The organism is Paenibacillus sp. 32352 (assembly GCF_002042965.1).
Taxonomy (GTDB): domain Bacteria; phylum Bacillota; class Bacilli; order Paenibacillales; family NBRC-103111; genus Paenibacillus_S; species Paenibacillus_S vulneris.
Genome location: NZ_MZNT01000003.1, coordinates 1 through 13,489 on the forward strand (window position 1 = coordinate 1; position 13,489 = coordinate 13,489).

Genomic DNA, 13,489 nt, shown 5'->3' on the forward strand with positions numbered 1-13,489 from the left:
ACAGCGGCTGGAGGGGCATACCCCACCGTAGTATATTAGCAATAGTTCAAGCCTTATAGGTTTCTCGACAATCTGAGAGTGCTTGCTAAGCACTCTTTTTTTGCATAGGATTAACGTGGAGTTGGCGCGAACGGATACGTATATTGAAGCTCCTCGTCAAAGGTGACGTAGTCCAGATTGACCATCAGCAGCAAAAAGCGCATTCCTGTCTTCGGATCGCTGATAATAATATGGTCGCGTCCAGCCGCTTCAATGCGCCCCCTGAAAATCTTGGCATTCCACTCGGAATTATTCTCATACGTCATGTAAAAGGTTCCTGTCTTGCCCAAGTTGAGACGCAAAATGTTCTCGATATAGGACTGCTCAATCGGAAGTATTCCCTGCGGAGCGCCTGGTTGAGGAGCACCGCCTCCAGGGGGTTGGCCTATGTATGCGCCGCTTGGGCCTGGAGGGGGCATCGTCTGTGAGCCTTGTTGTCCCTGACCGTACCCCTGAAAGCCTTGCGGAAACCCTTGATATCCACCGTAGCTGCGGAAAGGCTGGGGTCCCCCATTGTTGAAAGGGTTGTTTATCATCTTCACAAATTCCTCCTTAGACAAGATTAATTTGCTCCTACATTAATACCTATTATGATGGCTTGGACAATTAGACTAGTTTTGATGAAAAAACAAAACAGCCGCCGTAGGAACATACGACAGCTGTTTCGTGCTTGAATATCCGTTTTAAAAGTTGATGTGATCCGGATGCGGACCGAAGCGGTGCTCTTTGTTTAATGCGTCAATACTTGCCATCTCGTCTTGAGTAAGCTGGAAATCGAACACATTTCCGTTTTCTTGAATGCGGTGAGCGCTGATCGATTTTGGAATCGTCACGACACCATGCTGCAAATCCCAGCGAAGCACAATTTGTGCGGGAGATTTGCCGTATTTGGCTCCAAGCTCAGCGAGTAAAGGAATATCGAGATTCCCTTGCATGAGCGGGCTCCAGGCTTCCAGCTGAATCTGATGCTGCGGGCAGAAGCTGCGCAGCTCCGGCTGGGTCAGCAGCGGATGGAACTCCACCTGGTCTACCATCGGTTTTATTTCGCAATCAGCCAACAGATCCTCCAGATGGTGAACGAGGAAGTTGCTTACGCCGATAGCTCGCACCGCGCCGTCCTTATACAGCTTCTCCAGGGCGCGCCAGGTATCTTTATATTTGCCTTTCACCGGCCAATGAATGAGATACAGGTCGATAACGTCCAGCCCGAGCTTACGGCGGCTTTCATCGAATGCTTTCAAAGTAGAGTCATAGCCTTGGTCGGCATTCCATACTTTGGTGGTGATAAACAGTTCATCGCGGGAGATACCGCAATCCTTGATGGCTGTGCCGACGCCTTCTTCATTACCATATACGGCGGCTGTATCAATGCTCCGGTAGCCTGCCTGAATCGCGGCCTTAACAGCTTGAATGACCTCTTCTCCATTTTGGGTTTTCCATACGCCTAGCCCAAGCCAAGGCATTTTGACGCCGTTGCTAAGAACGGTGCTGTCGGAAATATGCTGAGTCATGCAGGTGCCTCCTCATTATTATGTTTTTTCTATAACTGCGCAAAACCGGCCTCAATTTGTGAGGGAGTCGGCAGACATGTTTATTTTACCATACTTTGTTACCAGGTAAAAAATCACGGGGATGGCGGCACCGCATGAAAACACAATGACAGCCTTGTACCTCCGGCTGGGGGTCAAGGCTGTCATTAGCGTTGGCGAGTGATCTCCATCGAAATCCTGATAAAGCTGCAGCAGGGAAGTTGAGGGGGATGGAACCGGGGTACAGGGCCGCGTGCGGTTGATTTTATACGGCCAGATGCTTCTTCACCTGATCTTCGCTTAAATCCGCTGAACCGCCCTCGGCTACAATAGTGCCTTTATCCAGCACATAATAGTAATCCGCAATGCTCGTAGCAAAGGTCAAGCTTTGCTCAACCAGCAAAACCGACATTTCCCTGCGGGCTTTGATCGATTCGATAACCTGTTCAATCTCCATCACGATAGACGGCTGAATACCTTCCATCGGTTCATCAAGAAGCAGCAATTCGGGCTCTCCGACAAGGGCGCGGGCGATAGACAGCTGCTGCTGTTGACCGCCGCTTAAGTCTCCGCCTTTGCGTCGTCTCATTTCCCATAAGACAGGAAACATTTCATAGACCGATTCGGGGATGGTATGCTTTCGAGTCACGGCGGCCTCCAGGCCGAGCAGCAGGTTTTCCTCTACGGTCAGCTGAGGGAAAATGTCCCGTCCTTGGGGCACGTAGCCGATTCCTGCCTTGGCGCGGCGGTCCGGGGTATAATCGGTTATCGTTTTCCCGTTGTACGAGAGGCTGCCGCCTTTGGCCTTGATAAGCCCCATCACCGTCTTCATCAGCGTCGTCTTGCCTACGCCGTTACGTCCCATCAGACAGACCACCTGGCCTGGCTCAACCTTCATGCTGACGCCGCGTAAAATCATACTTTCGCCGTAGGCGGCTTCCACTGCATTAAGCATCAGCATTGCGTTCACCCCGTCTTCCCAAGTAGACCTCGGCTACCTTGGCGTCATTTTGAATTTCTTCCATTGTGCCTTCCCGGAGCACCGTGCCTTCATGCATAACGGTAACGGTTTTGGCGTAGTTCCGAACGAATTCCATATCATGCTCGACGACAATCACCGTTTGCCGGCTGCTGATTCTGTGGAGCAGCTCGCCGGTTTTCTCCGTTTCGCTGTCCGTCATTCCGGCGGCAGGCTCATCAAGCAGCAGCAGCTCCGGCTCCTGGATCAGGAGCATCCCGATTTCAAGCCATTGCTTTTCGCCATGGGAAAGGGAGCCGGCGACTTGCTTCGCTTTTTCGGCAAGGCCGATCATTTGCATGTAATATTTGATGCGGTCACGCTGCTCCGGAGTCGTTTTCGTAATCAGCGAGCTCAACAGACCGCGTTTTTGGCGCATGGAAAGCAGCAAATTTTCCAGAACCGTCAAGGTGACAAAGATGGATGGAGCCTGAAATTTTCTTCCGATCCCGAGCTGTGCTATCTGATGCTCCTGGTACTTGGCCAGATCCATATGCTTGAAGGCTACTTTTCCTCTGGAGGGCTTTACTTTGCCGCACAGCACATCCAGCAGGGTCGTTTTACCGGCACCGTTCGGACCGATGAGGAATCGCAGTTCTCCAGGCTGCAGGGAGAAATCAAGACCACGGATCGCCTTGAAGCCATCGAAGTCTACCTCTAGCTGTTCGACACGGACCAGATCGGCTGCCGTTTCTTTTCTTGCTGAAGATTGTATCATGGTTTTAAGACCTCCTTAGATTTTCCGAAGTCGAAGGCTTACGGCTATCGTTTTCCAAAAGAACACATGCCTCAGCGCACAACAAGTTCATAGTATGCGGTGCAGCGTACTGTGCAACCGGCTTGAGTCCCGCTGCAGGTTCGGTTTATTTTTGGAGCGGGTTCGCTTCGGGCTCCAAGCCTGAATATACCAGCGGCGTCGAAGCAGGGGAGGCGGAATCGGATTTCGCCTGAAACCATCCTCTCTTGGCAGCAAACTGTTTGCAGGTACCGACGATGCCTTGGGGGAGAAACAGCACGACGACAATAAACATGGCTCCCATAATAATGGGCCACCATTCGGGATAAGCTTCGCTGAAGGTGGTTTTGGCCGTGTTGGTAATGACAGCCCCAAGAATAGCCCCGAAGATGGAAGCCCGCCCGCCGATGGCGACCCACAGCACCATCTCGATGGAAGGAACGATGCCCATCTGCGCAGGAGAAATAATGCCCTCCTGAAGCACGAACAGCACGCCGGCCAAGCCCGCAAGCCCTGCAGAGAAGCAGTAAATGAACACCTTGTACGTAACCGGATTATATCCGATAAAACGAACACGGTTTTCCGCATCCCGAATGGCTACGAGAATTTTGCCGAGCCGGGTCCCTGCCAGCCAGAGGCATAAGAGAAGAGTGCCTATGACTACGGCGACGGTAACGTAATACAAAGCAAGCTTAGTGGAATGCTCTGCTACGGATAAACCGAGAAACGTATTGAAATTGGTCAATCCGTTAGTCCCGCCGGTATATCCTTGCTGGCCTACGAAAAGGGTAACGGTAATGATAACAAGGGCCTGCGACAAGATCGAGAAGAAGGTGCCCTTAATTCGGTTGCGAAAGGTCAAATAGCCCAGGATGAAAGCGACGGCCATCGGGACGAGCAAAGCGAGAAGAAAGGCGCCTGCCGCTGAATGAAACGGTGCCCAGAACCAGGGGAGCTTGTCGATACCGCTCCACGACATGAAGTCGGGAAGCCCTCCTTCTGAAGCGACGAGCTTCAGATGCATAGCCATGCAGTAGGCACCGAGCCCGAAGTACACACCGTGGCCCAGACTCAATATGCCGGTATAGCCCCAGATCAGGTCCAGCCCCATAGCCAGGATGGCGTAGGCTAGAAATTTGCCCAGCAGCGACAAGCGGAATTCGGATAAAAACATGGGCGCTGCCATCATCAGAATTAACAGGATGACAGTGATTCCGATTTTCATTTTTGTGTTGGTAATGGTCATGGTATCAACTCCTAAAAGTTTTGCGTAAGCAAAACTTACTTCGTAAGCACTCGCTGAGTTTCCGTAAGGAAACTTACTTCGTAAAGCTCCTCAATCCAAAGCGCGGGACTTGATGGTGACCAGCCCCGAAGGCTTCCACTGCAGGAAGGCGATGATGAGGGTGAAGACGATGACCTTCCCGATAGTTGCGCTTGTGGTGTACTCGAATGCGGTGTTTAGCACCCCGATCCCGAGCGCTCCGGCGACCGTACCGATGATTTTCCCGATTCCTCCGAGAACGACGACCATAAAAGCATCCACGATGTAGTAGGTGCCAATGGTAGGTCCTATCGGCCCCACGAGCGTTAACGCACACCCGGCGATCCCTGCCATCCCAGAGCCGAACGCGAAGGCTTGAGCATCGACGCGCCGGGTCGAGATGCCAAGGCATGAGGCCATGCTGCGGTTTTGCATGACGGCTTGCATATTGCGCCCGCCACGGGTGTGGTATTGGTAGAAATAGATAATGGCGATACATACAATAACAAGGCCGATAATAAAGAGCCTCTTGTAGGGGAGCATCAGATCCGGGGTGAGGGCCAAGCCTCCTTCCAGCCATTCCGGCGCTTTGACGGCCACATTGGGGGCTCCGAAAATTTGCCGGGCTATCTGCTGCAGAACCAGGCTGACACCCCAGGTCGCCAACAAACTATCAAGAGGTCTGCCGTACAGGTAACGGATCAAGACAGCCTCCAGCAGCCAGCCGATTCCGAATGCGACCGCGAACGCCACGCCGAGCGACAAGACAAAGTACCATCCGAACGCCGAAGCAGGCAAAAACTTTTGAAACAGCTGCTGTATTGTGTAAGCCATATAAGCGCCGATCATGATGAACTCTCCGTGTGCCATATTAATGACGTTCATTAATCCGAACGTAATTGCCAGACCGAGAGCGATCAGTAACAAAATGGAGCTTAACGAAACGCCGTTAAATAATTGCAATAGCAGTAAGCTCATTGGTCTCATCCTCCGTCATAAAACGGGGGACCGCCCGCTGGAAAGGGGGCAGCCCCGTTTTCAAATTCCAAGTTCGATTCATTCCCCGACAAAGTCTGCGACTATTTCTTGGTTACCTCTGCTCCCCAAGGGTAGGTTTTTAAGAATGGATCGGGCTTCACCGGCTGGCCGGAATTCCATACTTCCTTGATCATGCCGTCCGCCTGAATTTGGCCAATGCGCACAGTTTTGTACACGTGCTGGTTGTCTCCGTCAATTTTGACTTTGCCGCCCGGCGCGCTGAACTCAATGCCTTTGGCAGCTTCCTTGACTTTATCCACGTCTACGCTGCCGGCTTTCTTCACGGCTTCAGCCCACAGATAGACTCCGAAATAGCCTGCCTCGATCGGATCATCCGTCACACGGTCTTTGCCGTATTTCGCTTTATAGGCTTCGACGAATTTTTTGTTCTCCGGCGTGTCCGTCGTTTGGTAGTAGTTCCATGCCGTGTAGTGACCCTCCAGAACAGATGCGCCGATACCGCGAATTTCTTCCTCCGCAACACTCACGGACAAGGTAGTCAAATCCTTGGAAGAAATTCCCGCATCCTTCAGCTGTTTGAAGAAGGCTACGTTGCTGTCCCCGTTCAATGTATTAAATACGACATCCGGCTTCTCTTTCTTGATTTTACTGATGATCGTGTTGTAATCCGTATGTCCGAGCGGTGTATATTCTTCTGCGATCAGAGTGCCGCCTTCGGCCTTCAACTGTTCTTTGATGATTTTATTGGCTGTTCTCGGGAAGACGTAGTCGGAACCGAGCAGGAAGAACTTTTTGCCTTTATTTTGCAGCAGCCAGGTTACAGCAGGAACGATTTGCTGGTTCGTCGTTGCCCCGGTATAGAAGATATTGGGGGAGGCCTCCAGCCCTTCATATTGCACCGGATAGAAGAAGAGCCCTTTATTTTGCTCTACGACAGGAAGCACAGCCTTGCGGCTAGCCGAGGTCCAACCGCCGAAGATGACGGCCGCTTTGTCCTTCTGCAGCAATTTCTTCGTTTTCTCTGCAAAGGTAGGCCAATCCGACGCCCCGTCCTCGATAATCGGCTTGAGCTGCTTACCCAGGACGCCGCCTGCCTTATTAATTTCCTCGATGGCCATCAGCTCCGCGTCTTTTACGGAAACCTCACTGATGGACATGGTGCCGGTAAGGGAATGAAGAATACCGACCGGAATGGTATCATCCTTTCCTGCATCCGAGCTGGCGGTTGCTGGGGTTGAGGACGGGGAGGCGGCCGGCTTGGTTTCGGTAGCGCATCCGGCCAGCAATGCCGAAATTGACATACAGACTGCCATAAGTACGGGAATTCCTTTTCTCTTTAATTTCATGACGATCCACTCCTTTTCAATTTTCATACCTGGTCGAAAGCCTGCCTCTAATGATTCAGTATGGTTTTCTGGATTGGGCTGGCCCATCGGGTGATTCATGATTCCAATGGCTATGTTTTGTATGTGGAAACATTTCTCACATGACATATCATAGTTCGCATGTAACTTAAATGTCAATATACTTCACACAAAATATTTTATAATGCCTTATGTTCGTGTTTTAGTACTAAATAACAGTGAGAATATGTTGGTTATGAGTTAGTTATATGTGGATAATCGTAAAATGTGAACTGAGTTTTGTTATAAAAACTAACATTTTAGTTTACAGGATACGAAAATGCGAATATAATAAAGGCAAAGATTCCCGAATATTCGTGTTTTTATGTTATGTAATATGACACAAGATCTTGGGGAGGAGTACTACCTATGCATTTAACAGAAAGAGAAAAAGAAAAATTGCTTATTACCGTAGCGGCTGACTTGGCCCGGAGGAGATTGCAGCGGGGTGTGAAGCTGAATTATCCGGAAAGCATCGCATTGATCACTTCGGAGATTATGGAAGGGGCCCGTGATGGGATGACCGTGGCTCAATTGATGCAGTATGGTACGACCCTGCTGTCCGCTGAGCAAGTTATGGAAGGTGTGCCGGAAATGATTCACGAGGTACAGGTCGAAGCGACCTTTCCCGATGGTACGAAGCTGGTGACCGTACATCACCCAATAGGGTATAAGCGGAAGGAGGCGGGAGAATGATTCCTGGCGAGTATCGTGTCCGTTCAGGGGACATGGAGCTGAATAAAGGAAAGAAAGCCGTGCGGCTTATCGTCACCAATCTGGGTGACAGACCTATTCAGGTCGGCTCTCATTATCATTTCTTCGAAGTGAATCGGGGTCTTTCCTTTGATAGGGAGAAGGCGTTCGGCATGAGGCTTGATATTCCGGCCGGTACGGCTGTAAGGTTCGAGCCCGGGGAGGAGAAGCCGGTCCAGCTTGTGGAATTGGGGGGTGACAGGCTTTCATTCGGGCTGAACGGGTTATCTCAGGGCAAGGCTGTGAACGGTTTGATGCCTGAAGAGGTCGGTCGGAGGCTGGATGCATGGAAGGAGGGTACGCAACCGCATGGTGCTAATGAATCGTAGCGCTTACGCTCAAATGTTCGGTCCTACTGTCGGAGATTCCATAAGGTTGGCCGATACGGAGCTGTGGGCTCAAATCGAGAAGGATTATACCGTATATGGAGATGAATGCAAATTCGGCGGCGGTAAGGTGATTCGCGATGGTATGGGACAATCGAGCCGGCATACCCGGGACGAAGGCGTCCTCGATACGCTGATAACCAATGCCGTTATCATCGATCACTGGGGGATCGTAAAAGCCGATATCGGGATTAAAGACGGGATCATTACAGCTATCGGCAAGGCGGGAAATCCCGATGTCATGGACGGCGTTTATCCCGGCATGATCGTCGGAGCCGGGACGGAAGTGATAGCGGGGGAAGGGAAGATCGTAACGGCCGGCGGTATTGATACTCATATTCATTATATTTGTCCCCAGCAGATCGAAACGGCCCTGGCCTCCGGTGTGACCACCATGATAGGAGGGGGTACCGGACCTGCGGCGGGAACGAGCGCCACGACATGTACTCCGGGCAAGTGGCATATGTATCGGATGCTGGAGGCGGCTGAAGCGTTTCCGATGAACCTCGGCTTCACCGGTAAAGGAAATGCAGCCTTTACTGAACCGCTGGTTGAACAGGTAGAGGCGGGAGCCATCGGGTTAAAGCTGCACGAAGACTGGGGAACCACGCCGGCGGCTATCGACGCTTGCCTTCGGGTTGCGGACCGCTTTGACGTTCAGGTAGCCATTCATACCGATACCTTGAATGAATCCGGTTTTGTGGAAGATACGCTGGCAGCCATAGGCGGCCGTACCATTCATACGTACCACACGGAAGGTGCCGGCGGGGGCCATGCCCCGGATATCATCAAGGCAGCGGCGGAGTCCAATGTGCTGCCGTCCTCCACGAATCCGACCCGGCCGTATACGATTAATACGGTAGAGGAGCACCTGGATATGCTGATGGTGTGCCATCATCTGGACAGCCGAATTCCGGAGGATGTCGCCTTCGCAGACTCCAGGATCCGGCCGGAGACGATAGCCGCGGAAGACATTCTTCACGATATGGGCGTGTTCAGCATGCTGAGCTCGGACTCCCAGGCCATGGGCCGGGTAGGGGAGGTCATTCTCCGTACGTGGCAGACGGCGGATAAGATGAAGAAGCAGCGCGGGCATTTGCCGTCGCCGGATGAACTTCAGGCAGCGAATGCCGATGACGGCGAAGCGGGTGAGCAGGATAATTTCCGCATTAAACGCTATATTGCCAAATATACCATCAATCCGGCCATCACCCATGGGGTAGCGCATCTTGTAGGATCCGTCGAGCCTGGGAAGCTCGCCGATCTGGTCGTCTGGAGCCCCATGTTCTTCGGGGTTAAGCCCGAGCTGGTGCTCAAAGGGGGGATGATCGCTTATGCCCAAATGGGAGATCCCAATGCATCCATTCCGACTCCCCAGCCGGTATTCGGCAGGCCCATGTTCGGTTCCTACGGCAAAGCACTGAAGCATTGCATCACCTTCGTTTCCCAGGCTGCTTTTGATCAGGGAGTACACAACGAGCTAGGGCTGCAAAAGCGGGTCGAGCCGGTGAAAAACTGCCGTTCCGTTACCAAGAAGGATATGATTCATAACGGCGAAACCCCTGGAATAGAGGTGAATCCTGAAACCTATGAAGTCAAGGTGGACGGCAAGGTCATCACATGCGAGCCGGCGGATGTGCTTCCGATGGCCCAAAGGTACTTTTTATTTTAAATAATGAAGTAACTAGGATTCGGGAGGAGGAACCACGAATGGAGACGGACTCTTCTACGCCATCATGGCTCTCTTATGTGCAGCTTCTTGATTCTGCGCTCCCAATCGGCGGCTTCTCGCACTCGTTTGGATTAGAAACTTTGGTGCAGCTGGGTATGGTTCAACGGCCGGAGCAGCTTCGCGAATATATTGAAACGATGCTGAAGCATAGCTGGGCTCCTGTAGATGCTCTTGCGGTCAAAGCGGTTTATCAGTATGCGCCTGAGGAGGCTTGGCCGTCGCTTTGGAAGGTCGACCGAATGCAGCATGTTCAGCGTATCGCGATTGAAACGAGGGAAGGCGTGCTCAAAATGGGGCGCCGTTTGAGTCAGCTGGCTCAAGCCGTTCATCCTGAGCTGCCCTGGGAACCGCTGCAGGAAGCGATTCGAGCCAAGCATTGCTTTGGTACGCATCCGCTGATTCACGGATGGGTCACTTATCATTTGAAGGTACCGCTCGATATGGCGGCGGAAGGGTATTTGTATACATGTGCAATGACTTCTATTAACAGCGGGCTGAGATTGATGTCCATTGGCCAAACCGAGGGCCAGCGCCTGCTTGGGCAGCTGCTTCCTGTGATCTCGCGTTCTTGGCGGGAAGTCAGCCATTTGGATGTGCTCGATGACGGTTATTCCAATACCCCGTCAGCCGATATTGCCATGATGCGCCACGAATCTCTCTATTCACGATTGTTTATGTCATAGCCGTTAGCTCTCAATAAAACAGGTTCAACATTTAAAAGGAGGAATTGTCTATGTGTCAAGGAGGAACGCATCATCATCATCACCAATGGGAAACACCGCAACGTGACCGTCAGGAGCGCCCGATGCGAATCGGTATCGGAGGGCCTGTTGGTTCGGGCAAAACGGCTCTGGTAGAGCGATTGGCCCGCAAGCTGAACGACAGATACAGCATAGCCGTCATTACTAACGATATTTATACCAAGGAAGATGCCAATATCCTGATTCGGTCGGAGGCTTTGCCTGCGGAACGGATTATAGGGGTGGAAACCGGAGGATGCCCGCATACCGCGATACGCGAGGATGCATCGATGAATTTCGAAGCGATTGAGGAGCTGGAAGCCCGCTTCTCCCATCTGGACATCATTTTCATTGAAAGCGGCGGGGATAATCTGGCCGCAGCCTTCAGTCCGGAGCTGGTGGATCGCTTCATCTATATTATCGATGTGGCGCAGGGAGAGAAGATCCCCCGCAAAGGGGGGCCCGGCATCATCCGTTCCGACATGCTCGTCATTAACAAGATCGACTTGGCTCCTTATGTCGGAGCGAGCTTGGCTGTAATGGAAGAGGATACGCTTAGAATGCGCGGCGAACGGCCGTTTGTATTCTCCAATTTGTTCGGCGGGCAAGGTCTGGACGAGATCGTGCAATGGATTGAGAAGGAATATCGTCATGCCTAGAGTAACTGGCCGTGTGTCTGCATCCTTCACCGATGTGAATGGTGTCACGCGGCTCGGAGACCGGTATCATTCATATCCGCTGAAGATCGCAAAGGCCTTTCCGTTTGACGAAGGACAGCTCGGGGTTTACCTCATGGACGCGTCGCCGGGCATTATGTCCGGTGATGCTTACGAGCTGGATTGGCGCTTTGGCCAGAACACCAAAGTATATGTAACGAACCAATCCTATACCAAGGTACATCCCAGGTTTCGAGATGCGGAGGGTCAGGGTTTGCACGAGCCGAGCCGGCAAACCCAGAAGCTTCATCTGATGGAGGGCAGCTATGTCGAGTATATGCCGGAGCCGCTGATGCTGTATAAAGACGCTTGCTTTAACAGCTTGACCGAGGTTCGGATGGAAAAGTCCTCGACGCTGATTGCCTCCGAGATGGTTTGCCCCGGCCGGACACACCGGGGAGAGCTGTTCGAATATGAACAGTATAAGAACGAATTCCACGTATATTACGACGATGAATGGATTTTTTGCGGAAGGCAGAGAATACAACCGAGCGTACAGTCATTGAAGGGCATCGGCAGCTGGGGGAATTACACGCATTACGGAACCCTGTATGTGTTCAGCGAGGAGGCGGATGCCTCTTTCGCGGAGGCTCTGCTGGAATATTTGGACCAAATAACCGGATTAGCTGCGCCCGCGCCTCGTATGTCTTCTTTATTTTACGGGGTAAGCCGTTCCTGCCGGTTGGGCGTTCTGGTCTCCGTGCTGGGGTTTAAAGGATATGAGGTTCAGGAATTTCTGGAAAAGGCCTGGAGGTTTTCACGAAGTCGTATATTTTCAGCCGAGCCTTTAGTTATACGCAAATAATAGTAGGAAATACTAAGAACAATAGGTAGAAATATCGACAATCTGGAGTCACGAATGTGACTCTTTTTGACATTCAGGGCTTCCTGCTAAGCATCTGAATCCGCTTCGAAGCCTGGGAGAAGCTTTTTGGAGGCTTACATCGCCCGGATAAAGGCTGCTTTTTCAACGGCGGATGATTTCCTGCACAGGAATTAATAAGGAGCTTAAAGTTTATATATCGACAATATTTTGAACTCGGGGTCTGCTTTGTTGTCAAACCGGTCCCGTGTTGATATTATTAAATAGACAAATCGGAGGACATTGGGTTCCTCCTTCATCTTTGTTTGAACATATAAGTTTTCTTCCGGGAAAACTTTAAGGGGGTAATAAATGTGGAAGAGCAATTAAGGCTAGACCTTCCTGCGGAGGGTATAGCAGCTGCGTCGGAAACAAAACTGGAAACCACTCAACATGATCCCGTTACTTGGAGAGATTTCGTTCAGCTAGCCAAACCGGGAATTATTTTTTCTAATTCCATTACGGCATTCGGCGGGTTCTGGGTTGCATCCGGATGGAATGTCAATTGGCTGCAATTGTTGTATACCATGATCGGAACCGCTTTGGTTATGGCTTCCGGTTGTGTGCTTAATAACTACTTGGACCGTGACATGGATGTTAAAATGGCTCGTACGCAGAAGCGTGCCCTTGCAACCGGCAAGTTATCTCCTCAAGTGGTATTGGCTTACGGCATTATCTTGGGAGTTATCGGCCTGGCAGGATTATTCTTTCTCGTTAATCCAATGTCTGCACTGCTCGGCATGATCGGATTGTTCGTCTACGTATGGATTTACACCGCATGGTTCAAGCGCACCTCGGTCTGGAGCACCTTTGTCGGCAGCTTTTCCGGTGCAATGCCTCCGGTCATCGGCTACTGTGCCGTTCATCCGACCCTTGATGCCGGGGCGTTGATCTTGTTCGGTATTTTGTTCTTGTGGCAGCCGCCGCACTTCTGGGCACTCGGTATTCGTCGTATGGAGGAGTACCGTGCAGCGGGATTTCCGCTTCTGCCGGTTGTTAGAGGGACTTATGTGACCAAAATCAGTATGATGCGCTATATCGTGCTGCTGGTTCCGGTATCTCTGCTGCTTTACGTTTACGGCTACGTCAATGTGTTCTTTTTCATCGCAGCAGCGGTTATGGGCTTGTATTGGGCATTCCTCTCCATGAAGGGATTTAAAGCGGAGGATGAAGTGCTATGGGCGAAAAAAACGTTCATTTACTCCATCAATTATTTGACGCTGATGTTCATTATCATGGTCATTACAACAGTGAAGCAAGGATAATGTACCACCGGGAGTTTAGGTGATAGGCAAGTACTAATCCCATGGCA

Annotated in this window: 14 protein-coding genes; 7 read left to right on the plus strand and 7 right to left on the minus strand. The window is 51.4% G+C overall.

The genetic code is table 11. The annotated features are described in order from the left end of the window. Positions 1-110: 110 nt before the first annotated feature. The 7 genes from gerQ to urtA form a co-directional block, all read right to left on the minus strand. Complete coding sequence (gene gerQ, locus B1728_RS07725) at positions 111-575, minus strand: spore coat protein GerQ (protein ID WP_079909636.1); 465 nt, start codon at positions 573-575, stop codon at positions 111-113. 147 nt (positions 576-722) lie between these two features. Then, positions 723-1,550: an aldo/keto reductase gene (locus B1728_RS07730; RefSeq protein WP_079909637.1), complete on the minus strand. Its 828-nt coding sequence runs from the start codon at positions 1,548-1,550 to the stop codon at positions 723-725. A gap of 283 nt (positions 1,551-1,833) precedes the next feature. After that, positions 1,834-2,529, minus strand: coding sequence for an urea ABC transporter ATP-binding subunit UrtE (gene urtE, locus B1728_RS07735; RefSeq protein ID WP_079909638.1), 696 nt, complete (start codon positions 2,527-2,529; stop codon positions 1,834-1,836). Beyond that, the gene (urtD, locus tag B1728_RS07740) at positions 2,516-3,304 is read right to left on the minus strand and encodes an urea ABC transporter ATP-binding protein UrtD (protein ID WP_079909639.1); all 789 of its coding nucleotides are present in this window, start codon (positions 3,302-3,304) and stop codon (positions 2,516-2,518) included. The genes urtE and urtD overlap by 14 nt, the downstream gene beginning before the upstream one ends. A 145-nt stretch (positions 3,305-3,449) precedes the next feature. Continuing rightward, the gene (gene urtC / locus B1728_RS07745; RefSeq protein ID WP_079909640.1) at positions 3,450-4,568 is read right to left on the minus strand and encodes an urea ABC transporter permease subunit UrtC; all 1,119 of its coding nucleotides are present in this window, start codon (positions 4,566-4,568) and stop codon (positions 3,450-3,452) included. A gap of 90 nt (positions 4,569-4,658) precedes the next feature. Then, complete coding sequence (gene urtB, locus B1728_RS07750; protein WP_079909641.1) at positions 4,659-5,564, minus strand: urea ABC transporter permease subunit UrtB; 906 nt, start codon at positions 5,562-5,564, stop codon at positions 4,659-4,661. Positions 5,565-5,665: 101 nt separating this feature from the next. After that, the gene (urtA, locus tag B1728_RS07755) at positions 5,666-6,931 is read right to left on the minus strand and encodes an urea ABC transporter substrate-binding protein (protein ID WP_079909642.1); all 1,266 of its coding nucleotides are present in this window, start codon (positions 6,929-6,931) and stop codon (positions 5,666-5,668) included. 426 nt (positions 6,932-7,357) lie between these two features. Here urtA and B1728_RS07760 point away from each other — a divergent pair, with 426 nt between their 5' ends. From B1728_RS07760 to cyoE, 7 genes are all read left to right on the plus strand, one after another. Then, positions 7,358-7,684, plus strand: a complete 327-nt coding sequence (locus B1728_RS07760; RefSeq protein ID WP_079909643.1) for an urease subunit gamma — start codon at positions 7,358-7,360, stop codon at positions 7,682-7,684. After that, positions 7,681-8,070, plus strand: coding sequence for an urease subunit beta (ureB, locus tag B1728_RS07765; protein ID WP_079909644.1), 390 nt, complete (start codon positions 7,681-7,683; stop codon positions 8,068-8,070). The genes B1728_RS07760 and ureB overlap by 4 nt, the downstream gene beginning before the upstream one ends. Next, positions 8,051-9,799: an urease subunit alpha gene (gene ureC / locus B1728_RS07770; protein ID WP_079909645.1), complete on the plus strand. Its 1,749-nt coding sequence runs from the start codon at positions 8,051-8,053 to the stop codon at positions 9,797-9,799. The genes ureB and ureC overlap by 20 nt, the downstream gene beginning before the upstream one ends. Before the next feature lie 38 nt (positions 9,800-9,837). Further along, the gene (locus B1728_RS07775; RefSeq protein ID WP_079909646.1) at positions 9,838-10,542 is read left to right on the plus strand and encodes an urease accessory protein UreF; all 705 of its coding nucleotides are present in this window, start codon (positions 9,838-9,840) and stop codon (positions 10,540-10,542) included. Between the two features lie 50 nt (positions 10,543-10,592). Beyond that, on the plus strand, positions 10,593-11,258 hold the full coding sequence (gene ureG / locus B1728_RS07780; protein WP_079909647.1) for an urease accessory protein UreG: 666 nt from the start codon (positions 10,593-10,595) through the stop codon (positions 11,256-11,258). Then, a complete protein-coding gene (locus B1728_RS07785) occupies positions 11,251-12,120 on the plus strand; it encodes an urease accessory protein UreD (protein WP_079909648.1) in 870 nt (289 codons plus the stop codon). The genes ureG and B1728_RS07785 overlap by 8 nt, the downstream gene beginning before the upstream one ends. 371 nt (positions 12,121-12,491) lie before the next feature. Next, complete coding sequence (cyoE, locus tag B1728_RS07795) at positions 12,492-13,442, plus strand: heme o synthase (RefSeq protein ID WP_079909650.1); 951 nt, start codon at positions 12,492-12,494, stop codon at positions 13,440-13,442. The last annotated feature ends 47 nt before the right edge of the window (positions 13,443-13,489 follow it).

Coding starts and splice junctions, on each gene's coding strand:
- gerQ (WP_079909636.1), bottom strand. CDS start 575: ATGATAAACAACCCTTTCAACAATGGGGGACCCCAGCCTTTCCGCAGC.
- B1728_RS07730 (WP_079909637.1), bottom strand. CDS start 1,550: ATGACTCAGCATATTTCCGACAGCACCGTTCTTAGCAACGGCGTCAAA.
- urtE (WP_079909638.1), bottom strand. CDS start 2,529: ATGCTGATGCTTAATGCAGTGGAAGCCGCCTACGGCGAAAGTATGATT.
- urtD (WP_079909639.1), bottom strand. CDS start 3,304: ATGATACAATCTTCAGCAAGAAAAGAAACGGCAGCCGATCTGGTCCGT.
- urtC (WP_079909640.1), bottom strand. CDS start 4,568: ATGACCATTACCAACACAAAAATGAAAATCGGAATCACTGTCATCCTG.
- urtB (WP_079909641.1), bottom strand. CDS start 5,564: ATGAGCTTACTGCTATTGCAATTATTTAACGGCGTTTCGTTAAGCTCC.
- urtA (WP_079909642.1), bottom strand. CDS start 6,931: ATGAAATTAAAGAGAAAAGGAATTCCCGTACTTATGGCAGTCTGTATG.
- B1728_RS07760 (WP_079909643.1), top strand. CDS start 7,358: ATGCATTTAACAGAAAGAGAAAAAGAAAAATTGCTTATTACCGTAGCG.
- ureB (WP_079909644.1), top strand. CDS start 7,681: ATGATTCCTGGCGAGTATCGTGTCCGTTCAGGGGACATGGAGCTGAAT.
- ureC (WP_079909645.1), top strand. CDS start 8,051: ATGGTGCTAATGAATCGTAGCGCTTACGCTCAAATGTTCGGTCCTACT.
- B1728_RS07775 (WP_079909646.1), top strand. CDS start 9,838: ATGGAGACGGACTCTTCTACGCCATCATGGCTCTCTTATGTGCAGCTT.
- ureG (WP_079909647.1), top strand. CDS start 10,593: ATGTGTCAAGGAGGAACGCATCATCATCATCACCAATGGGAAACACCG.
- B1728_RS07785 (WP_079909648.1), top strand. CDS start 11,251: ATGCCTAGAGTAACTGGCCGTGTGTCTGCATCCTTCACCGATGTGAAT.